Below are 22,417 nucleotides of genomic sequence, written 5' to 3' on the forward strand. Positions count from 1 at the left end.
TTATCAGTTCTTAGAGCTCATCGACCGACAAGTACCAAAAGGAGCTTAAGAGTTCACGTCGTTTTAGACAACTACTTATCCCATAAGACCGAGTCGGTGAGAACCTGGCTCCTTCGCCATCTGAGATTTGTGTTCCATTTCACACCAACGTATTCTTCTTGGATGAATCAGGTAGAGAGGTGGTTCTCAGCCCTGACCACCAAGTACCTCCAGCGAAGCGTTCACCACAGTGTGACCGAACTCAATGAAGGGATTACCAAGTGGGCCAAGGCCTGGAACGAGAACCCCAAGCCCTTTGTCTGGACCAAGAGTGAGGAGGAGATCTTTGCTTCAATGCAGAAATACCTGGAGCCTATTGTTTCTCCGTAAACTTCTGAAGAGGGACACTAGGCACTCCTTTTGTTTTCGCTCTTGCGCTGCTGAGTCTCCCCGGTCCTCTCCATATGGACCGGACTCTGTGCAGATCGGTGGTAGTACCACCTCCCACGTCCGGATCGCTCCGTCGTGGTATGGAAGTCCTGCCGTGAGCGGTAGCAGCCCCATCGACGGAGGCTCCTTGGGCACCAGACGTACTGGTGGCATCCCTCTGGCCTCTTGATGCAGGGGATGCGTCGCCCCCTTTGGTTCTGCTTTCCCTTCGGCATACGAACCTGGCGTCCAGGATCTTCTTCACCTCGATGTGCGGGGTGAATCGGTGGATCTCTGGATCGTTGATCCTGGTCTTCAGGTTTACGGCAGCCACGTGGTCTGCATCGCCCTGCCTGTTGCACTCCCAGTAGGGATTGCGACAGTGAAACCAGTCCCCGCTGCGGTTGTCTTGAGAGACGTATCCGTAGTGTGGGTCGGGACAGGTTTGGCTGGTGTAGGCCGCGCTGACTACTCTCACATCGGAACGTCCGATGTACGCATGCACCGCCATGCGTTCTTCATTCTCGGAGCGTGCCCAAGATGAGCACAGCCGAGAGATCTTCTTCGACTTGGCCTTGCCGCGCAACTGGGCAAGATCCTCGACGATCACTCGTCGAGGCCGATGGGCAGGTAGCTGGGGAACCTTCCCTCGCGCCCTCGTTCGGTTGCCTTCTCCGTAGATAACTTCCTTGATGGCTGCCCCGGCAACGGTCTGAAGTGCTGCCTGGGTGCGAGCACGTCGGCGTGCCTGCTTCTTCGTGCCGAGGTTGTACTTGGCGATACGCTTGGCACGCTTAGAGCCTGCGTCCTTCTTCGTGATGGCCCAGAGCTTATTCCTGACCTGCCCTGTTCTCTTGCGTTGCTCGGTTGCACGCTTGAGGATTGCGCCATAGCTCGCGCCATGCTTGATGCCGCTATCGTCGGTACAAACCTCGGTAATACCCCAATCGATCGCAACATCGGGTCCAGTTGCTGGCCCAGGCAGTGGCTGTATCTCATAGGCCACGTGGATGAAGGCCCGTGTACTACCTTCATCCAGAACCACACGGATGTTCCCTGACACCCTGCTCACACCAGAGAGGGGGATGGTAATGCGCTCACGTGGTCGCGGTCCGATCACCTGCACGTACTGACGCCGCTTCGGCGTCTTGCCAGGGTGTTCCTTGCCAGGGCGTTCGATGACAAAGCTCGAATACAGGGTCTCATCAAGGGCCATCGAACGGACAAGGCGAACCGTGGGCCAGGTATGAGCAAGTGCCTTGCGAAGCGCCCTGTGGAGATAGCTGGCAATCGCCTTGCGCTCTTTCTTGGTGAGACTGTGCTGCCTCATGGTGATGTCCGGGGTGCCACCGCGCATGATGATCCCAAGCGCACTACTGCGTTCGAGACATGCGTAGGCGTAGTGACGCTCGGCCCCGTTCGGATAGCGCCGCCAGATCTTTGCCTTGAGGCTGGATGTAGCGACAATCGAGGCAAGGTGACGGACACATGTATCCACGGCGTCAAAGGCTGCCTGATCCACGAGGTGTACGTTCACCCCGGCGGGTAGAGGTCCTGCTGCTTCGCCCAATCCCGAAACTTGCGCTTGTCATCCAGGTACTGCCACATCGAAGGTTGGCGAAGCACGGCGACGAAGACACGCTTGGCTGCGGCATAGGAGTCCATGACCTGGCGCAGGTCTGCCTGCTTGCGCTGGTTCAGAGGAAGGCTCGCTAGCCTGACCGTGCGTTTCATACCCATATACCTGTCGTCGTGCAACTATAGCAGCTGCTCGTGCTCATGCGCCAATCTCGGCTGTGATGGAGCGCAGTTGCTGCATCACCTGCTTGTTCTTGTGGCTCCGAGAGCCGTAGAGACGCGCAGAGAAGACGGTCACGATCTCGATCACGTCCTGGGCTAGGTCCTCCTCGAAGCTCGACTCCTCCGAGGCGTTGATGATCACCACCTCGGTACCGAAGTGCTCACAGAGGGAGAACACGAGTTCCGCGCCGAACCTGAGCAAGCGATCCTTGTGGGTGAGTACGAGTCGGCCTACCTCGCCCGAGCAGATCCGAGAGATGAGCTGCTTCAAGCCGCGCTTGTGTTAGTTCAGTCCGGAGCCGACATCCGATATCACCTCATAGGTCCACCCTTGGGCCGCACAGAAGCTCTCCAACAACGCTACTTGACGGACGAGATCGTCTTTTTGGCCGTTGGTGGATACCCGCGCATAGGCAATCGTTGTACGGGTCGACGGTGCCTTGTATCGGCCAAGCTGTCTCAGCTTGGCTAGGTCGTAACGACGCCTGTCTCCAGGAGTGCGTTCCGCTGGTTCGATCCTGCCTTCTTGTTCCCAGCGTCGTAGTGTGTCCGGGTGGACACCCAGTTCCCTTGCCGCAACGCCGATGGACACGAGCGGTGCCATGTATGCAGTATACCATGCTTTGCGGAACACTACCCATATGCTGGGAAGCAGTAGTTAGCCCAACAACCCCAGGAGGACTTGCGGACTCCTCTCCTTGGGCTACGGTGGGCACAAGGAGCTTGGCCATGGTATGGTCATGGGTTCGTTGTGGCAGAAACCGGCGGTTATATGACTACAGAAGCGGTGCTCGACGCTACCTTTGTAGCTATGACTCAAGGCATAACCGATCAGAAGCCCTTTCCGGTACCGCAGGTACCTCCCCCTTGCGATCTAACTCTGGGGCTCTCCCTTATGGAGAAAGACGTTGGACGTTGCGTTTGGAAGATGGAGGGAGACGAAAGGTTTTCCAATCCAGCCGGAGTTGTGCAGGGAGGATTTATTGCGGCTATGATCGACTCGGCGATGGGGGCCGCAGTCATCACATCGGTTGAGAGTAGAAAGATATTTGCTACCAACACCGACTTAAATGTGCGGTTTTTGAAACCAGCACGGATCGGTAAAGAACTTCGCTGTGAGGCAAAAGTGATATCGAGCGGTAAGACTGTGGCCTTTGTGGAGGCAATGGTCTTAGACGAAGATGAACGAATGATCGCTACTGGATCCTCTACCTATCTATTGATCGAAAGATCTGGGTAGTTTTGACCAATGTTGGCCCGCCAAATTGTTTGTGTCGGATGAGCTGATCAACAATGTTTCCAGCCTTTTTAGTATGAGAGCCTTTGGTGTATCTGTGCAAAGACAAGGCATGTTGAGTCGTCTGCGTATCTTTTCAAAACACCCGTTATGACTTCCATATCGCCTGTCTGCGTGTAATCTGGCCTTGACAGGTGCTGCCGGACAATGCCTGGACCCTCAACCCGTCTCGTACTGGCGTTTCTTTGAGATTATCTTCGTTTCTAAAGAGGTTAGATCTGGGCATTGACATTGAACCACAAGGTGGTCTAAGGGTATCATTTGTACAGCTATGAGGTCGCTTCCGATGGTTTTTAGGTCTAACCTGTACCGAGACGGAGTTAAAAGGCTTGGAGGTTGGTGTTGAAGGCAACGCTTTCAGAGGGCAAAGGTCAGGCAAGAGATAGCATCGATCTCGTTATCCGTTACGTCAAACAGGAGACTCTTACCCCGCTAAAGTCGATCTTGAAGTACGTAGGTTTCGGTGTTGGAGGCGCACTTCTTAGTGGTTTTGGTGTAGTTCTGCTCCTTCTGGGAATTCTGCGACTGCTTCAGACAGAGACGGGCACGTCCTTTACAGGTAACTTGTCTTGGCTTCCTTACCTTATAACTCTGGTTGTGGGAGTTGTTGTGATCGTTGCATCTTTGTCGCTAGCTCGTAGGAAGAAAAACTGAGTAAGATTTGACCACATTGGGACGATTCAGAGGGAGGAAGCTTGTCGTCTAAGAGTGAAGGGTCTGAGATAACAAAGGCAGAGTTGACTGAGGCGTTCAGGTCATTGACCGGTGGTGCCTCCCGAGTTGCGCAGGCAGCAGCGCCATCGTCGCCAAGTGTTGTGGCGATAGCGGTATCGATAGGTGTAGGACTAGTCTTTGTTCTTGGCTATATGCGGGGACGGCGTAAGAGTTCTGTTGTAGAGATAAAGCGACTGTAGCGTAGAGATGGCGCTGTCAATAAAGAAACTGTTGGGGAAACGCTCTCTGATGGGAGCGATCTCGAAAAAAGCGATCGGGTCCTCCAATCCCTACATCGTGGTACCCGTCGTTGGGTTCATTGCTCTCAGGAAGGTCAGCAAGTTCTTTCGACAGAGGGATGAAAAAAGATCGAAGCCTGTCAAGCTGAAGCTAGCGGCGGGCGAGAGCTACTTGGTTACCTCCAAAGCCATGAAAGATCAAAGGCCAAGGAAGAAGGGTAGTCATTAATTCGAAGAGCAGATACGAGGAGACCTTCGCTGAAGGTGATCTGATTGTAATTGAAGATAGAAGAGGCAACAGATATCTAGAACGCCTTGAAGCTGGAAAAGTTTTGAACAACCATCTCGGGAAGATTAACCTTGGAGAGCTAATAGGCGCAGAGAGTGGTCATGAGTACGCTTCACAGAGCGGGAAACAGTACTACGTCTATCGCCCTACTCTTTCTGATTACATATACCTAATGCCCCGTGGAGCTCAGATCATCTATCCCAAAGACATTGGGCACATTCTTATGCACCTAGATCTGTACCATGGAGCAACGGTTCTCGAAGCCGGAGTGGGCTCAGGTGCGATGTCGCTTGGCCTTCTATCTCATGGTGCCAAGGTGACGGGGGTTGAGCTTCGGGAGGATCATCTCAATCTTGCGCGTAAAAATGTGCTCAACTTCTTTGGCGAAGATATTTTAGGTGACACTTACCGTCTTGTCCGAGGCGACGTAGGTGAGTTTGAATCAGAGGTGCGCTTCGATCGTGTCGTCTTGGATCTCCCTGAGCCTTGGGACGTGCTTTCGAATGTACGTCGGTTGTTACGGCAGGACGGAGTGCTTTGTATCTATTTGACGAACGTCACGCAGATAGTCCATTTGAACGAAGCGCTGGACCTATATCGCTTCCATTCACGAAGTTATGTCGAACTTCTCGAGAGACCTTGGTACTTCAAAGCTCAGGTTGCCCGACCTGAACACAGAATGGTGGCCCATACGGGGTTTCTAATCTACGCTAGGCCAGGCAAAGAGGTTGAAGTGGGGATGGGGTAGAGACTAGTCGGTCTCTACGAATATGCACTCGCCCGGGCACTCCTCGGACGCTTCTACCACTGCCTCTTCATGTTCGCTAGGGACATTTACCATCTGGGCCGATCCACCTGGGTTATTCATGACCTCGTCACCGTCTTTTACGTAAGCCAGACCGTCGTCAAGTAGTGTAAATACCGCAGGGCAGATCTCTTCGCAAAGCCCATCGCCGGTGCATAGATCCTGATCGATCCAGACCTTCATCTAACTCCTCACTTCATAAGTGGTTAAAGTCGTATCCAACTTGCTTATACTCCCCACTCTAGTCTGAATCCCTGGCAAACTAAGTTTCTGAGAATGAATTACTTTACATTACCTAATCGATCGCGGGAGAGTATAGCTTACATATAGGGAGGTGATTCAGACGACTAAGTTTGATCGTGAGAATCGAGGCGGTGCTGGAAGGTCTGATGAGTCAGAGGCAGTTATCGCAAGATTGCAAGAAGAGGTCGCCGAGTTGCGCCAAAGGGTGCAAGACTCACCTGTTCGGGTAAGGGCGCTGGAGGAAAAACTTCTAGAGGTTACCGGTCAGCTTGCCCAAGCTCAACTCCGTAATGAGAAGCTTACCTTTACCCTCCAACAGGCGAGGGAACACATAGCAACCCTTCGAGAAGAGGTTGAAAAGCTTACTCAACCCCCATCAGCCTACGGCGTTTACCTAGGTGCTAACGACGATGGAACCGTCGACGTACATACCTCTGGCCGAAAGATGCGTGTCGCTGTTCATCCTGAGGTTGATGTTTCTCAACTAAAGAAAGGCCAAGAGGTTGTCCTGAACGAGTCCTTTACTGTTGTGCTTGCACGCTCGCATGAGATCGTGGGTGAGGTGGTCTCTATAAGGGACATCTTGGAGCCTGGCAAGAGAGTGGTAATCGTAGGTAGGGCGGACGAGGAGCGTGTTGCTGAACTAGCGGGAGATCTCGCTGGCGAGAGACTACGAGCGGGTGACTCGGTACTATTTGACGCTCGGACCGGATTCATCATCGAAAAACTTCCAAGACCCGAGGTGGAGGAGCTAGTCCTGGAGGAGGTTCCAGACGTCAGCTACGAAGACATTGGGGGTTTAGACACGCAGATCGAAGAGATAATGGACGCTGTCGAGCTCCCGTTTTTGTATCGAGAGCTGTTTCAGTCTTACAGGCTCCCTGCTCCAAAGGGAATCTTGTTATACGGTCCTCCGGGATGTGGGAAGACCCTTATAGCTAAAGCCGTCGCTAACTCCCTGGCAAAAAAGGTTGCAAAGGTTACGGGCAACGACTCAGTTAGAAGCTACTTTTTGAACGTCAAGGGACCAGAACTTCTCAATAAATACGTAGGAGAGACCGAGAGACAGATTCGGCTCATCTTCCAAAGGGCAAGAGAAAAGGCTGAGGAAGGGGTACCTGTGATCGTCTTCTTCGACGAGATGGACTCCTTGTTCAGAACGAGAGGTACTGGAATATCCTCCGATATGGAGTCCACGATCGTGCCTCAACTCTTGGCGGAGATAGACGGCGTAGAGACACTTCGAAATGTGATTGTTATAGGTGCATCCAACCGTGAGGATCTCATTGATCCTGCTATATTGCGCCCGGGGCGTCTTGATGTGAAGATCAAGATAGAGCGACCTGATGAAGCCTCAGCGGCCCAAATATTTGGAAGGTATCTAACGGCTGATCTGCCTATAGCTGAGTCTGAAGTTGAGACTCTTGGCGGAGGGGATATCAACAAGGCAGTCAAAGCGATGATTGAAAAGACGGTCGAGACGATGTACCGCACGGACGAGTCGAACCGCTTCTTGGAGGTAACCTACCAAAACGGTGATAAAGAAGTGCTTTATTACAAGGACTTCTCATCTGGGGCGATGATTGAAAATATCGTGCGTAGGGCCAAAAAGCAAGCCATCAAAAGAGAGATAGCCGGCGAAAAACCTGGTATCCGCACTGAGGATCTCCTCTACTCAATTGCAAAAGAGTTCAAAGAGCATGAAGATCTACCAAATACCACTAACCCAGATGACTGGGCAAAGATATCAGGTAAGAAGGGTGAAAGGATCGTCTACATTCGCACTTTGGTGACCCAGGGTAAAGAGGCTGAGGGTGGTAGGGCCATAGAGCGTGTTGCGACCGGTCAGTATCTGTAAAAGGTGCGGTCTATAGGAGAGATATGGCAATTGCAAAGGTCTGTGGCATAGAGACAGAGTACGGGATATCGGTAGTAGGGGCACCTGATGCTAACCCGATAACGGTATCTTCGGTACTTATCAACGCATACGTCTCGGAGGCTGCGGGAAGGGTTGGTTGGGACTTTGAGACCGAGTCACCTGGCAATGACGCTAGAGGGTTCTCCTTTGAGACCCCTTCGAATGCAGAGATGGAGACACACCTAGTAAATACCGTTTTGACCAACGGAGCGCGTCTTTACGTCGATCATGCCCATCCAGAGTACTCCTCCCCAGAGTGCATATCGCCACGACAGGCTCTCTTGTACGACAAAGCAGGTGAAGAGGTTTTGAGAAGGGCGATGAAGGCGTCCCGACGTTTCATGCCACCGGGCCAAGAGATAGTGGTGTATAAGAACAACTCTGACCGAAAGGGAAACTCATATGGGTGTCATGAGAACTACATGATGGATCGAGCGGTTCCCTTTGCAAAGATCGTAAAGCAGCTGACGCCTTTTTTTGTGACCCGTCAGATCATCTGTGGAGCAGGTAAGGTTGGGTCTGAGGCTCCTGGTGCTGACGACGTCAACTTCCAGATCAGCCAAAGAGCTGATTTCTTCGAAGAAGAAGTGGGCTTGGAGACCACGCTGAAACGTCCGATAATCAACACTAGAGACGAGCCCCACGCAGACCCGACACGTTTTCGTCGTCTACACGTGATTATCGGTGATGCTAACCTCTCTGAGATCTCGACTTTTTTGAAGCTTGGTTCTACTGCAATCGTTCTATCTATGATCGAAGACGGTCTGTTGGATGAACTCAATGTACAGCTTGCATCTCCTGTGCAGGCCCTGAGGAAGGTATCTTATGACCCGACGCTAAAGGGTGTGTTGGAAACTGTCGATGGTCGTCTTATCACGGCTTTAGAGGTCCAATGGAGTGTCTTCGATCTGGCAAAGAAGTACTTTGAGCACGATGGAATTGGCACAGTTGGATCAGTCGAGGAGGTGCGTCAGTTGCTCGATCTTTGGGAAGACACCCTTTCTAGGTTAGAGCAGGATCCACTTTCTCTACGTCACCGTCTTGATTGGGTGGCAAAGCTGTCCTTGGTACAAGGTTACAAGGATCGTCACTCCTTGAACTGGAACGACCCAAAGCTCGCTGCTATCGATCTGCAGTACCACGACATTCGACCCGAGAAGTCACTCGCAACGCGCGCCGGCTTGGAAACGATGCTAGATTCAAGAGATGTGGGCGTGGCAATGTTCGAACCACCAAAGGAGACGCGTGCTTACTTTAGAGGAAAATGCCTAGAGAAGTTCGGAGACTCGATAGCGGCGGCTAACTGGGACTCCCTGATATTTGATACTGGTAAAGATCCTCTGAGAAGGGTTCCAATGATGGATCCTTTGAAGGGAACGTTTAGACATGTCGATGGTTTAATACGAAGTAGTGGCAGCTTAGTAGAGTTGCTAGAAGGTTTGGGCGCATAGGGGTTTATATGGCTGAAAGAGAACAAAAAAGGAAGTCACAGACTCACAGAGAGTCAGAAGAGGTGCAAGAAGAGGTATCGTCGAAGAACGAGTCAGCGGAGAAGCTGAAGGCTGATCTAGATGATCTCTTGGATGAGATAGATGAGGTTCTCGAGGAAAATGCAGAGGAGTTTGTCCGTAACTACGTGCAAAAAGGAGGCGAGTAGCGCTAAGTCTGCTCCTCTTATTGTGAGGAATCTCTTTTTATAGATCGTTATCAATGAAGGGTGATAGGTGAGTCTTCCAATCTTTGGAGTCAGTGAGGATCCAGGTCCTAGTTTTTTGAAGTTACTAAGTAAACTAGATGATTCAGAGCCATCTTTTATACGGGCCTCTCAGGCCCTTGGGTCGATAGTGGATCCTTCTGGGTCTATTGAGGTGCCCCATGGCACCACAATCGTGGCGGTGAGATTTGATTCTGGTGTACTTATTGCCGGTGATAGAAGGGCTACGGCTGGCAATATTATTGCGGATCGTCGTATAGAGAAGGTATTTCCAGCTGACAAGTACTCTGCGGTAGGATTTGCAGGTTCAGCTGGACCTGCAATGGAGATGGTAAAGCTGTTTCAAGTGCAACTGGAGCACTATGAAAAAGTTGAAGGGGTCCATCTGTCCCTAGAAGGCAAGGCTAATCAGCTCGCACAGATGATCAGAGCTAACTTGGGGATGGCGATGCAGGGTCTGGTTGTTGTTCCCCTGTTCGTTGGCTGGGATCTCGAGACGAAGCGTGGAAGGATCTTCAACTACGACGTGACTGGGGGCCGATACGAAGAGGTCGACTACTATGCGATCGGCTCAGGCGGTCGGGAGGCCCAGGCGTACGTTAAATTCGCCTACCGGGCCGGACTAAATAAAGAGGATGTCATAAAGTTAGCTATCCGTGCTTTGTTCGAGGCTGCCCAAGAGGACTCAGCAACTGGAGGTCCTGACTTTCTAAGAGGTCTATTTCCGGTCGTTGCAACCGTAGATGCCGGTGGATACGAGCGTATCGACGACGGAAGCGTTGGTGCGATCTCTAAGGCCATCGTGGACGAGGTTGCGCAAGGGGGTCCGAGACAATGAGCATGCCATTTTATGTCGCTCCAGAACAGGTGATGAAAGATAGGGCAGACTATGCCCGAAAGGGAATTGCAAGAGGGCGTGCTCTCCTGGGTACTTTGTACAACCAAGGTGTTCTAATCTGTGCGGAGAATCCGTCCCGATCTCTGCATAAGATCTCGGAGATATATGATCGTATAGCCTTTGCAGGAGTAGGGAAGTACAACGAGTTTGATCAACTTAGAGTCGCCGGCGTGCGGCACGCCGACACTAAGGGGTACGCCTACTCTCGTCACGATGTTGAAGCTCGTTCTTTGGCGAACATATATGCCCAATACCTCGGTCAAGTCTTTACTCATGAGATGAAGCCGATGGAGGTAGAGATCTTGGTTGCGGAGCTTGGTGCCAAGGTCGAAGAGAGCCAACTCTATCACATTCTTTACGACGGTACGGTGGTGGACGAGACCAACTACTGCGTTCTTGGAGGAGATGCGGAGTCCGTGATAGCTAGGTTCGCAACCTCCTTCGATTCCTCTTGGAGTCTTGAGGAGGCGGTCACAGCGTCCGTCGCTGCGCTCGCCGGAGCAGATCGCGTACTATCGGCGACTGATCTAGAGGTAGCGGTCTTATCTTTGGGGAACGGTCGGCGCACCTTTACGAGGATCTCGCAGGAACGGCTCAAGGAGATCCTCTCGGCCGAGAAGGAGTAACTTACCATAGCAGAGGATCCTGATTACATAGGTTTAGAACGCCGAATATACGGCTTGGAAAACGAGTACGGAGTAACCTGTACTTTACGTGGGCAAAGACGACTATCACCTGACGAGGTAGCACGTTACCTGTTTAGGAGAGTTGTGAGCTGGGGTAGGTCGTCTAATGTGTTCTTGGAAAACGGTGCTCGCCTGTACCTAGACGTAGGGTCTCATCCCGAATACGCCACACCTGAGTGTGACTCGATATCGGATCTCGTCGCACACGACAAAGCGGGGGAGCGGATACTTGAGTCACTAGTGGGTTCGGCAGAGGCTCGGATGCGTGAAGAGGGCATCAGGGGTTCTGTGTTCTTGTTCAAAAACAACACAGACTCGGCCGGAAACTCTTATGGATGTCACGAAAACTACCTCACTACGAGAGGGGAGGAGTTCTCCCACTTCGCCGAGGTCCTGATCCCTTTTTTGGTTTCTCGCCAAATCTATGCTGGGGCAGGGAAGGTACTGCTTACTGCCCGAGGTCCTGTTTATTGTATCTCCCAAAGGGCCGAGCACATCTGGGAGGGGGTATCTTCAGCGACTACGAGGTCGCGACCGATAATCAATACAAGGGATGAGCCCCATGCAGACGCAGAGCGTTATCGAAGACTGCACGTGATAGTGGGTGACTCAAATATGTCGGAGTACTCAACGTTTCTAAAGATTGGCGCAATGAGTATTATGCTCCGCATGCTTGAGGATCCATCCGTTGTTCTTCGAGACTTCTCCCTGGAGAACCCAATTAGAGCGATCCGAGAGATATCGCACGACATGACCTGCACTAGAAGGGTGCGACTAGCGAACGGTAGAGAACTTACCGCACTGGAGATACAAAGCGAGTATCTAGACAGAGCGAAGAAATATTCCGAGACGCAAGGTTTTCCGCCGGAGGAAAAACGCGCATTAGATATGTGGGAGCACGCTCTGACTGCAATTAGGGAAGATCCACTTACCTTGGATAGAGAGTGTGACTGGGTTATCAAGTACAAACTTATCGAGGCTTTTCGTGAAAAGAACTCTCTGACGCTAGCTCATCCCCAGATCAGCCTGTTGGATCTCCAGTACCATGACGTCTCCACGACACGCGGGGTGTTCTACCGCCTTCAGAGCAAAGGAATGGCGGAGAGAATCGTTGATGATGAGAGAATAGAAAATGCTGTGGTGAACCCTCCTCAAACTACCAGGGCTAAGCTACGGGGTGAGTTCATTCAAAGAGCGAAAGAGAAGCGCCGAGACTTCACAGTCGACTGGGTTCACCTAAAGCTCAACGACCAGGCTCAGCGTACAGTTATGCTAAAGGACCCTTTTCGTTTCGAAGATGAGCGAGTAGCAAAACTTATAGATAGTTTGTAGGGAGGGTCTTGGAACCGCAGTCGAAGAGTAAGGGAAAGAGAAAATCCCTAGTACGCACGTTGTCAGAGTGGTTAACGATAGGCATTATCGCCTTTTTACTAGCGTTGGTGGTTCGAGCATTCGTCTTTCAGTCTTATTACATACCCTCTGGCTCGATGCTTCCTACCCTTCAGATCGGCGACCGAATCCTTGTGGATAAGCTCAGCTATGACCTGCATAGCATCCACGAAGGTGACATTGTTGTCTTTAGAAAGCCAACCTCCGATACCGACAGCGCTGGCATTACCGATCTTGTGAAGAGGGTTATAGGTCTACCTGGGCAGAAGATATCTGAGGTAAACGGTCAGGTCTACATAAACGGGAAGTTGCTCAAGGAGCCCTTCCTTCCAAAGTCCGCACTGACCTTCCATCTTGCCACCCAGACAGTTCCAAAAGGTGATGTATTTGTCATGGGTGATAACCGAATGAACTCCAAAGACTCCCGATATTTTGGCCCAATATCTGAGAAGCTGATAGTGGGTAAGGTTGTAATGATATTTTGGCCCCCTAGCCAGTTCAAGCTCTACTTCTAAATCGCTGGCACCCATCTCGAGGGTCCTTAGTCCAAGAATCTGGGGCAAAGTTGGTCAACTGATCGACCTCTCCTGACGATACCTAGTTATAGGAGTTGGTGCTTGCGAAAGGAGTCGCTATGCCCATAATAAGGGCGATGTGCCAAAACTGCGGTGACGTGGAGTTGGTACCGAGTGATCTAAAAATTCTTGTGTGTTCGAATACCGGCGATTCGTCTTACACCTTTCACTGTCCCGGATGTAATCGTGTCGTTATCAAGGACACCGATAAAAAGGTCGTTGAGATCCTCGTCTCTGCAGGGGTCAAGATGTCGTTTTGGCGGTTGCCTGCAGAACTTGAAGAGTCTCACGCCGGGCCGCCTATTGAGGTGGATGATCTCATTAACTTTCACTTCGAGGTGTCTTCACCGTCATTTCTTGAAAGGTTGCGCAGTTACGCTGCAAAAAAACACGACGAAAAGTAAGTGTTCGTACGAGCTTCTGATCTAAAACTCCGTCTTGCTTCGTAGACTAAAGTGGTAGAGAGACTCTTACCTAGGAGTTGGTGATATTTAGAGATGAGTTTGGACCCAGCAAAGCTCTTGATCGTCGCCGCAGTGGCTTTGATAGTTTTAGGCCCGGAGAAACTTCCGAGTGTTCTAAGGCAAGCTGGAAAGTACTGGAGTACCTTCAAGTCCATCAGAGATAGTGTTCAAGGTGAGATGACACAGGTGTTTACCCAAGTTACATCTGTGGGAACCTCGGTAACTGAGACCATCGTCGATCCGCTCACGCAGGTTCGAAGCACCTACAGCGGAGTACGGGCGCAAGTTACAGAGTCCTTCTTCCAAAGAAATCCGATGGAAACGATGGATTCCAACGCCGTGCCAAAGTCCTCTACTGTGGAGGCAGGGGTACCGGTTAGCTCTTCCCGACAGAGTACTCCAGCTGTCTCTGATCGCCAGGGCAATCCTAGATTCTCAAGTCCCATGGGAAGATCGACCAACGGTAGATCCTCCCATGGTGACTCTATCAGTTGGGTAAACTTCGAAGATGCCGGGCGTGGGGCATTTCAGTCCGGTTCTGTGGAACTTAACTGAGGCCGCTTGAATGAGTAAAATCTTTCGAAAAAAGAGGTCAGACCCTGATGCGATGACCCTTGTGGAACATCTAGCCGAACTCAGGAAGAGGCTGGTGATATCGGCGTTTGCAGTGACTCTTGGTGCAATTGTGGCTTACGTATTTTACGACGCAATACTTAGGTTCTTTATGCACCCACTATGTGTCGTGGATGGCCCAAATCACTGTACTCTGTATGTAAATGGACCCCTTGACGGCTTTACCTGGCGGGTCAAGATCTCAGGTTTTGCCGGTCTCTTTGTGGCCTTGCCTGTGGTCATGTACCAGCTTTGGGCCTTCATTGCCCCAGGGCTAAAAAAGAGCGAGAAACGCTACGCAATTCCCTTCGTCTTTGTCTCTTTCGTCTTGTTTCTTAGTGGGGCTTACATAGCCTATCTCGTGTTTCCAAAGGCATTACTGTTTCTCCAAGGAGCTGCAGGGCCCCAAATCCACCCTCTCTATACGCCACAGAGCTACCTTGGCTTTATTGTCGTGCTGATGGCCGCCTTTGGAGCGGCGTTTGAGTTTCCTGTTATCCTTGTGACTCTTGAACTGCTAGGGGTCGTGACTCCGGCGAGACTAGCCAAGGGACGGAGGTGGGCGATAGTCCTTATATTTGCGGCTGGAGCCATCTTTATACCCAGTTCGGATCCGTACTCGCTCTTCGCACTTACGATACCACTTGTGATCTTTTACGAACTGTCTATAGCAATCGGGCGAGTTTTGACCAGAGGAAGGCAAAACCTTTCGTCGGTCAGCTAGCATAAAACTAAAGTGGCAGACGAGAGCTTACTAAAGCAGTTTCTTGGGTCCGTTGACTTTGAGTTAGACGAGTTTCAAGAGCGCTCAATAGAACTCCTTGACTCTGGTGAGTCGGTGCTCGTAGCTGCGCCGACGGGATCGGGTAAGACTCTCGTGGGTCTTTACGGAATCTTTAAAGCTCTATTTGAGAAAAAGCGTTCATTTTATACGACCCCGCTAAAGGCGTTGTCCAATCAAAAGTACCTCGAGTTCTGCTCATATTTTGGAACGGAACAGGTTGGACTTCTAACAGGAGATAACTCAATTAGGCCAGAGGCTCCTGTGGTGGTCATGACTACAGAGGTTCTTCGAAACATGATCTACGCCGATAATCATGATCTCTCCAAAGTTGGCCTCGTGGTCTTAGATGAGGTTCATTACCTGCAAAATCCATATCGGGGTGCTGTATGGGAAGAGGTCATTATTCACCTTCCTCCAACGGTATCGCTGGTCTGTTTGTCAGCTACGGTCTCAAACGCCGAAGAGTTCGCGCATTGGATGAAGACGGTGAGAGGATCTATGGAGGCCGTCATAGAAGAGACCCGTCCGGTCGAACTCCGCCACCGCTACATATTGGGAAACAAGAAGACCAACTCGCTTTATGCTATCGATACCTTTATAGACGGTAGGGCTAACCCAGAAGGCGCCCACTACGACGCTCCATGGTTATCTGAGGCACCATTTAAGCGTGGAGCGCGCCCCAAGGCGTTTCAACCAAAACGTTCCGCTGTAATATCGCTCCTAAGTGAAGAGGATCGTCTTCCGGTAATATACTTCATTTTCTCACGCGCTGGATGTGACGAGGCGGTACGAGAGGTACTGAACCGTGGTCTGGTTCTTACTACGGCCTTTGAACGTGAGGAGATAAGAAAGGTTGTTGACACACATCTGGCGAGACTAAATTACGAGGATCTGGAAGCTTTGCACTTCGAGGAGTTCGTGGCCTCCCTAGAAGCCGGGGTAGCGGCTCATCATGCAGGTATGGTTCCACCGTTTCGCGAGGTTGTGGAAGCGTGTTTCGAACGAGCTTTGATAAAGGTGGTCTTCGCGACAGAGACGCTTTCACTCGGTATAAATATGCCGGCAAGGTCGGTGGTGATTGAAAAGCTTACGAAGTTCAACGGCGAGCGCCATGTACTTCTTAGCGGAGGCGAGTACACCCAGTTAGCTGGAAGGGCGGGCCGTAGAGGAATCGACGAAGTGGGTTTTGCTCATGTTCTTTGGAACCCCTCTACGACGTTCGCTCAGGCTGCATCCTTGGCGCAGACTCGGTCCTATCCGATTCGTTCCTCTTTTCGTCCTACCTACAACATGGCATCTAATCTGGTAAAGCGTTACCTCCCAGACACTGCACGCCATCTTTTGAATCTTTCTTTTGCTCAGTACTCCACAGACTCTGAGGTCGTTGAACTTGAGGCTGAGCTGTCGAGAACCAAGCGCCGGCTCTCTTCTGTAAAGGACTCTATTACTTGCGATTTTGGTGATGTGCTCGCCTATTTAGAGGCGAAAGAGACGGAGAAAAAGGTTGCAAGGCAAAGAGGCGACGGAAGGACAAAACAGCCGAAGTCAGATCTTGAGCTGCACCGAGTCAAAGTCGGAACTGTCCTTAGTGCTCCGAGCGCCAAAGACGCTTCCAAGAGGGTTCGTCTGGCGGTGGTGGCAGTAGGGCTTCGTTCCAAGAATCGCGTAAAACTTACTCTGGTCTCCACCTCCTCGAAGGCGTACAAAGTTGGAGCTCTTCAATCTTCACACCTAGCCTCTGTTGGTAGAATCGATCTACCCACCCCTTACGATCCGAGTTCTAAGGAGTTTAGGTGGAGGGTCTCAGATCTGTTGAGGAACCTTCCGCTCGAAGGTACAGATAGCGGTGAACCGTCGTTTTCTGAAAGCTCCCTTGACTCTGCTCGGCCGGACGGCGATGACTTCGCTGAGCCCCTAAATCTCTTCAGCGCCTGTAGACACTACGAGGAACATGTCGCAGCGTATAAGAGGATGGTTCGCTTTCAAAACAGGGTTAGGGACACTGAGAACAAGATCAAATCAAAGATAGAGTCCCTAGCCCTTCAGCTCAACAGAGTGATGCAGATCCTTCAGCACTTTGGATACGTTGAGGGTTGGTCTCTCACAGAAAGAGGGGAGCGGCTATCTAGGATATACTCCGAAGCAGATCTACTGTGTTCAATGGCGCTTGAGGAAGGTCTATTCGATGGGATCGGAGCTCCTTCAATGGCCGCCCTGGTCTCCGCCTTTACCTACGAGTCCAAGCCAAATTACAGGGATATACTTGAACTCCCTACGAAGGAGGTCTCTTTCCGCTTCTCCAAGGTACTTCAGCTGTGGCGGGATTTGGTTGATCAGGAGGCTGCACTTAGGTTGCCACTTACTAAAACCCCAGAGGGTGGATTTGCTACAGTGCTATTTCGTTGGGCCAATGGTGCAGATATTGGAGCGGCTTTGAAGGGCACCGGCTTACCACCGGGCGACTTTGTTCGAAACGTAAAGCAGACGGTCGATCTTCTTAGACAGATCGGCGAGGTTGCAACTAATAATGACACAGCTCAGATAGCGTCTGAGGCCGTTGAGCTCTGCATGAGGGGTGTTGTGGCGCTATCTTCTCAGGTCTTTGTCGCAGACTCTTTAGAAGAAGAGGTTGTTTAGGCAATTCGGCTTCTAAGCTTGCGGCGTGCTTTAGTCGCCAGGCGGCTAGTGTTCTATGCACCTTTGCTTTAGCTGAAGGTCTAGGTTGTGCGGAGATGCATATGAGTTACCTCAAAGAAGAGTTTACAGATTTTGAGAGGGCGGTGCTCTCGAGGTTCTTTACAGACGTCGATGGTCCGGTCTTTGCTCTCATAAATCTTCCCGAGACGGTCAAGGCAGCGCTGTTTGCGAGGTACTCGAGAACCTCTAAGTCTCTTAGGCGTCTTTTCATAGATGAGTTCTACGATGAATCGGCCACCTTTGAGGCGTCGGACTCTACCGTGGGAATGAAACGTTCGCAAGAACTATTTGAGCGCGTGATTCTAGACTATGGAGACGACTCGGTCGCCCAGCTTGGCGGTGTCCATTTAGCATGTGAGCAGGTTAGCAACTCTTTGACCAAGGTTCTAGAACGATCGCGTATGATGTCGTATTTGGAGCAGTCGACTAGGTACCTGAACTTTGGTAAGAAGAGGGATGACGGGCGGTATGGCTATAAAGTTCCCCCTGAGATTTTAGATTCTGACTTGGAGTGCCGTTATAGGGATACTGTAGATGCGTTGTTCGAAAGCTACAACGACACATACCAAAGAGTCTTTGAGCACCTCTCATCACGTTTTGGGGATAACAGTGATCCAGCCATCTTACGGTCGTTGCGGGCCGCATCTTTCGATGCTGTTAGGGGGATTCTCCCCGTAGCAACGTTGTCTAACCTCGGTATGTTCGGTTCACCCCAGGCCTTTGAGTATCTCGTTATGAGACTGCGCTCACATCCCTTGGGTGAAGCCCGGCAGCTTGCGGAGATGATAAACGTCGAGCTGCAAAAGGTCATACCTTCTTTTTTGTCTCGCATTGACCGTCCAGACCGTGGCGTAGCCTGGGTTGATTATCGGGCACAAAAACACGCCAACCTAACAGCGATAGTCTCGGCCGTTGTACCCGAAATGGAGACAGAACATCTAGAAGAAGCCACGGTGAGACTGATCGATTTTCAAAGTGATGCAGAGACAAGAATTTTGGAGGCGATCTTATTTGAGTACACCGGGATGGCTCATGAAGCTTGCAGCTCCGTAGTTGCGAGAACCTCGATGAGGGAACGAGAAGAACTTTTTCGGGCATACGTCGGAGATCGCAAAAACAGAAGACATAGGCCGGGACGTGCCTTTGAAGCGGCCAGTTACGTCTTTGAGATAGTCAGTGACTACGGCGCGTTTCGTGATCTACAGAGGCATCGACTGATGACAATTGAGTGGCGGGGCATAGATCCAGTGTTGGGTTATGTTGTACCACCTTTGGTGGCAAGTGCAGGCCTATCAAAGGAGTATGCTCGCTCCCTTGAGTCGATTTTGGATCTTTACGATGAGATCTCAGATAGGCACTCTAGCGATGTGGCTGCGTACTTGGTGCCAATGGCTTATCGAATTCGCTATCGAGTTCAAGTAAATGCGCGAGAGTTGATGCACATAACTGAGCTTAGGACTCAGCCTGCTGGTCATGAAAGTTACCGTAAAGTGGCTCAGGCTATGCATCGACTCATAGGAAATATAGCGGGACATAATCTTGTTAGTGAAGCGATGTCGTATGTAGATTATGGAGATTACGATCTCGGACGGCTTTCCGACGAACGTGAAAGCGAGCTTAAGCAGAGGCAGACTTTACGCTAACTGCGTTGAATATGACCTTTAGTGTGCATGTAACTTGGCAACATCGGGTAATATTTGCGCGAAACTTGGTCTAGAAGGTGGATATGGCACGGAAGAAGAAAAGTAACGAAGTTGAAGAGTCGAGCGTCGAAGATGAAGTTTCGGAAGAGGTCGATCCTGATATCGTAGACTTCGAAGAGGAAGATCTTGGGGACATTGATGTAGAGCTCTCCGATGACGAGCTGGAGGAGTTTCCAGAGGACTTTGAGGACGACGTCTTTGAAGATGATCTTGAAGATCCCTTAGACGAAGATCCCTTGGACGATATAGATATCGTGGACCCGGTCGATGACGCTGTCGATGCGGTCGAGGTGGAGACAGGAGAAGACGATGAGGAAGACGACTTCGAAGACGATGAGGAAGAGATTGAAGCTTCACTCGACGAGATAATACGAGAACGATTTGTCGTAGTCGAAGATGACGAAGAAGATTTAGAAGATGACCGTGCTGAGGTAGCGGTCAAGGTTCTGCCGAGGCAACCTGACGAGTTCGTGTGTCAATCTTGCTTTTTGGTGAAAAACAAGATTCAGATGGCGGACAAGGTTCGTGAGCTTTGCAGAGATTGCGTGTAGCCTCTTACATAGGAGGTCGTTATGACAGCAAGTGAAAACGGTTCTAGCTTCGAAGTTGAAGAGGTCTTGGAGAAGTTAGTTTACTTTCCCATCGGACTCGCAGCAGCTGTCGCCAAGGCAGCCCCAGAGGCGGCTAAGACAGGGAAAAACCTTGTTGAAGGACAGATCAAGACAGCTGAGTTCCTCGGTCGTATGACCGTGGACTACGCAAAGAAGCGCTATCAAAGTCCTGACACGGTTGTGAAGGATCTTGGTCAGATGGTAGCGAAGTCAGTGGGCGGTCCCTTGGGGGGTCTGATCGAGCACCTGATAGAGTCGGCGGTCGGAACCAAAGACTCTGTTGCAGACCGAGACGCCCAGGAGGCTGAGGTTGTAGATGAGTCTGCGGGTGAGAAGATAAAAGACACAGAAGCAACTACACCCCTCGACAGTGTTGGAGGGATAGAAAACTATGAATCCCTAACGGCCACCCAGGTAATTGAGCGACTCTCTAGTTGTACTCCAACGCAACTAGCTGAGATAGAGAGCTTCGAACTCGAACATCGTCGACGTCGGACTGTGTTGGCTAAGCTCTCTCAGTACAGAGACGCCTCTACGGAGCATGAAGGTCTGTCCTAGTTGTGTCGGCTGCGAAAACGAGTCTCAAGCGGATTTGATCGAAGAATTTAATCCTGAGTTTCCACCGGAGTTTCTCCCGGATCTCCGCCGTGAGATGCGGCTCGAACTTCTCAGGAGTCGAGGAGGCCCTGAGCTGTTGGAAGAGATAGAGCATCGAAACTCTACTGGTACTCTCAGCGACGGCCTCTTTGGGTTTTACTGGGCCTATCACATGGTACCGGTCGGATTCGTCGTCGGTGAATTCGTTAAAGCTGGCGCCTCGTGTGTGGTAAGCGAACTCTTCGTGAGTGAGAAGTACCGGCGTCTTGGCGGTGGCGGAGATCTCCTTCAAGCGGTGATCGATCTAGCTACCGCTAAGGGTTGTAAAGCTCTTGAGGTATCGGTACTTCCTGGTGATCGAGCTTCTAAGTCAATTATGGAGAGCTACGGTCTCAAGGCTCGAGCAATTGTTATGCAACTCCTACTTTCATAGATCCCATAGTGAAAACGACGGTCGCTGTGTCGGGAGTATTAGTACAGGGTCGAAGTGTGCTTTTGGCCGGCAAGAGGGGTCCTTCGGGTATCCTTTGGGCGCCGCCCGGCGGAAGAGTAGAGCCGGGAGAGTCTTTGGCGGAGGCGCTAAAGAGGGAGTTCATAGAAGAGACAACCTTAGCTGTTGCGGTTGGGCGGCCATTGGGTGTTGTTGAAGTTGGCACCGGAGACGAACAGTTCCTAATTTATGACTTCTGTGTGACACCAGAGGCAAGTAGTGGCGAGCTTAGGTATGTTCCGGGAGACGACGTTGACCAGCTTAGGATGTGTGACGCTCGAGAGGTCGAAAACCTCGCACTTGCTCCTGGTGTGACTAGCTTTTTTCGGGTAATCCTGCGGTCCGCAATTACCGCAGCGGAAGGTATTTAGCTTCCACTCCATCTCGGTTGTCGCTTCTCAATGAAGGCTAAAGGTCCCTCTTTATAGTCGTTGGTCTCAGCTAATCGATTCATGGCGTCACGGCTGGCTCTAAAGAGATCAGATTCGGGGACTGAGCCAAAAAACGACTGCCTAGCGATCTTGTAGGTCTCAGAGACCGCGAGCGGCGCGTTTTTGCAAATGGTCTCCGCCAGTTCCATGGCACCTACGGTAGCCTGCCCTGGTTCGACTAGGTGATTTATCATTCCATGTTGGTACGCAGTCTCAGCGGAGATCGGTTCGCCGGTGAGGAGGGCTTCCATAGCAATTGCACGAGGGAGAATCCTGGGAAGACGGAACGCGCCCCCAGCAGCGGCCACCAGAGACCTCTTCACTTCAGGTAGCCCAAAGCTTGCCGCTCTGGAAGCGACGATTAGGTCGCAACTTAACACGATCTCCGTTCCACCAGCGAGCGCAGGTCCGTCCACGGCGGCTATGAGCGGCTTGGCACGTTCCCTCCATACAATGCCAGCGAATCCTCCTCTTGGAGTTGATAGCGAGGCCCCGTTGCCTGAAGCAATCTCTTTTAGATCTGCACCGGCACAAAAAGCGGGACCTGCGCCACTTAAGATAGCGCACCAGATACTTTGTTCGGTCTCTAGCTCATCTATGGCCTCCTCCATACCGGCAGCTACAGCACCATTTACTGCGTTTCTAGCCTCTGGCCTATTTATTGTTATTAGAAGAATGTGTTCTCTACGCTCAGTCGTAACGGCTGTCATCGGGAGTTGCCTTTCTTGACCATGCTTATTTCTATCACCTGATTATACGATTGAGTGCGCAGCTTCCTGAATTTTGCTCCCAAAACAGTGCGACCAGAGTGTCGAGTTGCTCCTCAGTTCTATAGAGATATGCGCCGATGACGGCAACGTTCCATATGGTGCTACTAACAACTTTATATGGGAGAGTTCCGTTTGGGGTTATTTGATGCCGTTACAAGAGATATGTCACGACCCTAAACATTACTGATCAGGAGCCTCACCAACAGGAGCCTCACCAACAGGAGCCTCACCAACAGGAGCCTCACCAACAGGAGCCTCACCAACAGGAGCCTCACCAACAGGA

General features: G+C 51.2%; 26 protein-coding genes and 1 pseudogene. 22 read left to right on the top strand and 5 right to left on the bottom strand.

The features are described 5' to 3' along the window. Positions 1–369: transposase (locus BUA24_RS09850; protein WP_072791973.1), on the top strand; the 369-nt coding region annotated here is incomplete at its 5' end. Here the strand turns inward: BUA24_RS09850 and BUA24_RS09855 are convergent. The 3 genes and pseudogenes from BUA24_RS09855 to BUA24_RS09865 form a co-directional block, all read right to left on the bottom strand. Beyond that, entirely contained in the window at positions 353–1,978 is a 1,626-nt protein-coding gene (locus tag BUA24_RS09855) for a zinc ribbon domain-containing protein (protein ID WP_178138796.1), read from the bottom strand. The two genes, BUA24_RS09850 and BUA24_RS09855, sit on opposite strands and share 17 nt — an antisense overlap. After that, complete coding sequence (locus tag BUA24_RS09860) at positions 1,942–2,142, bottom strand: hypothetical protein (RefSeq protein ID WP_072791979.1); 201 nt, start codon at positions 2,140–2,142, stop codon at positions 1,942–1,944. The genes BUA24_RS09855 and BUA24_RS09860 overlap by 37 nt, the downstream gene beginning before the upstream one ends. A 43-nt stretch (positions 2,143–2,185) precedes the next feature. Next, positions 2,186–2,812 (bottom strand): annotated as a pseudogene (locus BUA24_RS09865) (IS607 family transposase). A gap of 147 nt (positions 2,813–2,959) precedes the next feature. Here BUA24_RS09865 and BUA24_RS09870 point away from each other — a divergent pair. The 5 genes from BUA24_RS09870 to BUA24_RS09890 all read left to right on the top strand — a co-directional run bounded on the left by BUA24_RS09870 (position 2,960) and on the right by BUA24_RS09890 (position 5,495). Continuing rightward, positions 2,960–3,448: a PaaI family thioesterase gene (locus BUA24_RS09870; protein ID WP_084660408.1), complete on the top strand. Its 489-nt coding sequence runs from the start codon at positions 2,960–2,962 to the stop codon at positions 3,446–3,448. Between the two features lie 393 nt (positions 3,449–3,841). After that, complete coding sequence (locus BUA24_RS09875) at positions 3,842–4,159, top strand: phage holin family protein (protein WP_143146515.1); 318 nt, start codon at positions 3,842–3,844, stop codon at positions 4,157–4,159. Between the two features lie 41 nt (positions 4,160–4,200). Further along, the gene (locus BUA24_RS09880) at positions 4,201–4,419 is read left to right on the top strand and encodes a hypothetical protein (protein ID WP_072791984.1); all 219 of its coding nucleotides are present in this window, start codon (positions 4,201–4,203) and stop codon (positions 4,417–4,419) included. A 7-nt stretch (positions 4,420–4,426) separates the two neighbouring features. After that, positions 4,427–4,687 (top strand): hypothetical protein, encoded by a 261-nt coding sequence (locus BUA24_RS09885; RefSeq protein WP_072791987.1) that lies wholly within the window; start codon positions 4,427–4,429, stop codon positions 4,685–4,687. After that, the gene (locus tag BUA24_RS09890; protein ID WP_072791990.1) at positions 4,683–5,495 is read left to right on the top strand and encodes a tRNA (adenine-N1)-methyltransferase; all 813 of its coding nucleotides are present in this window, start codon (positions 4,683–4,685) and stop codon (positions 5,493–5,495) included. The genes BUA24_RS09885 and BUA24_RS09890 overlap by 5 nt, the downstream gene beginning before the upstream one ends. 3 nt (positions 5,496–5,498) lie before the next feature. On the opposite strand, the gene BUA24_RS09895 is transcribed toward BUA24_RS09890, so the two are convergent. Then, positions 5,499–5,735 carry a ferredoxin gene (locus BUA24_RS09895; RefSeq protein WP_072791993.1) on the bottom strand — a complete coding sequence of 79 codons (237 nt, stop codon included), beginning with the start codon at positions 5,733–5,735 and terminating at the stop codon, positions 5,499–5,501. Positions 5,736–5,886: 151 nt separating this feature from the next. Between BUA24_RS09895 and arc the strand changes: the two genes are divergently transcribed. From arc to BUA24_RS09980, 16 genes are all read left to right on the top strand, one after another. Further along, positions 5,887–7,653 (top strand): proteasome ATPase, encoded by a 1,767-nt coding sequence (arc, locus tag BUA24_RS09900; RefSeq protein ID WP_245790428.1) that lies wholly within the window; start codon positions 5,887–5,889, stop codon positions 7,651–7,653. Positions 7,654–7,676: 23 nt separating this feature from the next. After that, complete coding sequence (gene dop, locus BUA24_RS09905) at positions 7,677–9,164, top strand: depupylase/deamidase Dop (RefSeq protein WP_072791995.1); 1,488 nt, start codon at positions 7,677–7,679, stop codon at positions 9,162–9,164. 8 nt (positions 9,165–9,172) lie between these two features. Continuing rightward, positions 9,173–9,370, top strand: coding sequence for a ubiquitin-like protein Pup (locus BUA24_RS09910; protein ID WP_072791997.1), 198 nt, complete (start codon positions 9,173–9,175; stop codon positions 9,368–9,370). 67 nt (positions 9,371–9,437) lie between these two features. After that, positions 9,438–10,265 (top strand): proteasome subunit beta, encoded by an 828-nt coding sequence (prcB, locus tag BUA24_RS09915; protein WP_072792000.1) that lies wholly within the window; start codon positions 9,438–9,440, stop codon positions 10,263–10,265. Between the two features lie 2 nt (positions 10,266–10,267). Then, positions 10,268–10,951: a proteasome subunit alpha gene (gene prcA / locus BUA24_RS09920; protein ID WP_245790431.1), complete on the top strand. Its 684-nt coding sequence runs from the start codon at positions 10,268–10,270 to the stop codon at positions 10,949–10,951. Between the two features lie 27 nt (positions 10,952–10,978). Beyond that, positions 10,979–12,343, top strand: coding sequence for a Pup--protein ligase (pafA, locus tag BUA24_RS09925; protein WP_072792006.1), 1,365 nt, complete (start codon positions 10,979–10,981; stop codon positions 12,341–12,343). 8 nt (positions 12,344–12,351) lie between these two features. Beyond that, a complete protein-coding gene (lepB, locus tag BUA24_RS09930) occupies positions 12,352–12,915 on the top strand; it encodes a signal peptidase I (RefSeq protein ID WP_072792009.1) in 564 nt (187 codons plus the stop codon). Positions 12,916–13,034: 119 nt separating this feature from the next. Beyond that, positions 13,035–13,379: a hypothetical protein gene (locus tag BUA24_RS09935; RefSeq protein ID WP_143146516.1), complete on the top strand. Its 345-nt coding sequence runs from the start codon at positions 13,035–13,037 to the stop codon at positions 13,377–13,379. Positions 13,380–13,472: 93 nt separating this feature from the next. Further along, positions 13,473–13,994 carry a Sec-independent protein translocase subunit TatA/TatB gene (locus BUA24_RS09940; protein ID WP_072792015.1) on the top strand — a complete coding sequence of 174 codons (522 nt, stop codon included), beginning with the start codon at positions 13,473–13,475 and terminating at the stop codon, positions 13,992–13,994. Between the two features lie 10 nt (positions 13,995–14,004). Beyond that, positions 14,005–14,775, top strand: coding sequence for a twin-arginine translocase subunit TatC (gene tatC, locus BUA24_RS09945; protein WP_084660410.1), 771 nt, complete (start codon positions 14,005–14,007; stop codon positions 14,773–14,775). 12 nt (positions 14,776–14,787) lie between these two features. Further along, positions 14,788–17,472, top strand: a complete 2,685-nt coding sequence (locus BUA24_RS09950) for a DEAD/DEAH box helicase (RefSeq protein WP_072792021.1) — start codon at positions 14,788–14,790, stop codon at positions 17,470–17,472. 101 nt (positions 17,473–17,573) lie between these two features. Continuing rightward, a complete protein-coding gene (locus BUA24_RS09955; RefSeq protein WP_072792049.1) occupies positions 17,574–19,175 on the top strand; it encodes an FAD-dependent thymidylate synthase in 1,602 nt (533 codons plus the stop codon). Positions 19,176–19,258: 83 nt separating this feature from the next. After that, a complete protein-coding gene (locus BUA24_RS09960) occupies positions 19,259–19,786 on the top strand; it encodes a DUF4193 family protein (protein ID WP_072792025.1) in 528 nt (175 codons plus the stop codon). Between the two features lie 21 nt (positions 19,787–19,807). Next, complete coding sequence (locus tag BUA24_RS09965; protein ID WP_072792028.1) at positions 19,808–20,404, top strand: hypothetical protein; 597 nt, start codon at positions 19,808–19,810, stop codon at positions 20,402–20,404. Between the two features lie 34 nt (positions 20,405–20,438). Continuing rightward, a complete protein-coding gene (locus BUA24_RS09975) occupies positions 20,439–20,876 on the top strand; it encodes a GNAT family N-acetyltransferase (protein ID WP_178138798.1) in 438 nt (145 codons plus the stop codon). A gap of 8 nt (positions 20,877–20,884) precedes the next feature. Further along, on the top strand, positions 20,885–21,304 hold the full coding sequence (locus BUA24_RS09980) for an NUDIX domain-containing protein (protein WP_072792038.1): 420 nt from the start codon (positions 20,885–20,887) through the stop codon (positions 21,302–21,304). Here the strand turns inward: BUA24_RS09980 and BUA24_RS09985 are convergent. Next, positions 21,301–22,074 carry a crotonase/enoyl-CoA hydratase family protein gene (locus BUA24_RS09985; protein ID WP_072792040.1) on the bottom strand — a complete coding sequence of 258 codons (774 nt, stop codon included), beginning with the start codon at positions 22,072–22,074 and terminating at the stop codon, positions 21,301–21,303. The two genes, BUA24_RS09980 and BUA24_RS09985, sit on opposite strands and share 4 nt — an antisense overlap. Between the last annotated feature and the right edge of the window lie 343 nt (positions 22,075–22,417).

Source organism: Ferrithrix thermotolerans DSM 19514, from assembly GCF_900128965.1.
Lineage (GTDB): Bacteria > Actinomycetota > Acidimicrobiia > Acidimicrobiales > Acidimicrobiaceae > Ferrithrix > Ferrithrix thermotolerans.

Bases quoted from the DNA above. Each gene is read 5' to 3' on its own strand.
- tatC (WP_084660410.1), top strand. From the start codon at position 14,005: ATGAGTAAAATCTTTCGAAAAAAGAGGTCAGACCCTGATGCGATGACC.
- BUA24_RS09940 (WP_072792015.1), top strand. From the start codon at position 13,473: ATGAGTTTGGACCCAGCAAAGCTCTTGATCGTCGCCGCAGTGGCTTTG.
- BUA24_RS09860 (WP_072791979.1), bottom strand. From the start codon at position 2,142: ATGAAACGCACGGTCAGGCTAGCGAGCCTTCCTCTGAACCAGCGCAAG.
- BUA24_RS09885 (WP_072791987.1), top strand. From the start codon at position 4,427: ATGGCGCTGTCAATAAAGAAACTGTTGGGGAAACGCTCTCTGATGGGA.
- BUA24_RS09910 (WP_072791997.1), top strand. From the start codon at position 9,173: ATGGCTGAAAGAGAACAAAAAAGGAAGTCACAGACTCACAGAGAGTCA.
- BUA24_RS09935 (WP_143146516.1), top strand. From the start codon at position 13,035: ATGCCCATAATAAGGGCGATGTGCCAAAACTGCGGTGACGTGGAGTTG.
- prcA (WP_245790431.1), top strand. From the start codon at position 10,268: ATGCCATTTTATGTCGCTCCAGAACAGGTGATGAAAGATAGGGCAGAC.
- BUA24_RS09985 (WP_072792040.1), bottom strand. From the start codon at position 22,074: ATGACAGCCGTTACGACTGAGCGTAGAGAACACATTCTTCTAATAACA.
- BUA24_RS09955 (WP_072792049.1), top strand. From the start codon at position 17,574: ATGAGTTACCTCAAAGAAGAGTTTACAGATTTTGAGAGGGCGGTGCTC.
- BUA24_RS09960 (WP_072792025.1), top strand. From the start codon at position 19,259: ATGGCACGGAAGAAGAAAAGTAACGAAGTTGAAGAGTCGAGCGTCGAA.
- BUA24_RS09965 (WP_072792028.1), top strand. From the start codon at position 19,808: ATGACAGCAAGTGAAAACGGTTCTAGCTTCGAAGTTGAAGAGGTCTTG.
- dop (WP_072791995.1), top strand. From the start codon at position 7,677: ATGGCAATTGCAAAGGTCTGTGGCATAGAGACAGAGTACGGGATATCG.
- BUA24_RS09895 (WP_072791993.1), bottom strand. From the start codon at position 5,735: ATGAAGGTCTGGATCGATCAGGATCTATGCACCGGCGATGGGCTTTGC.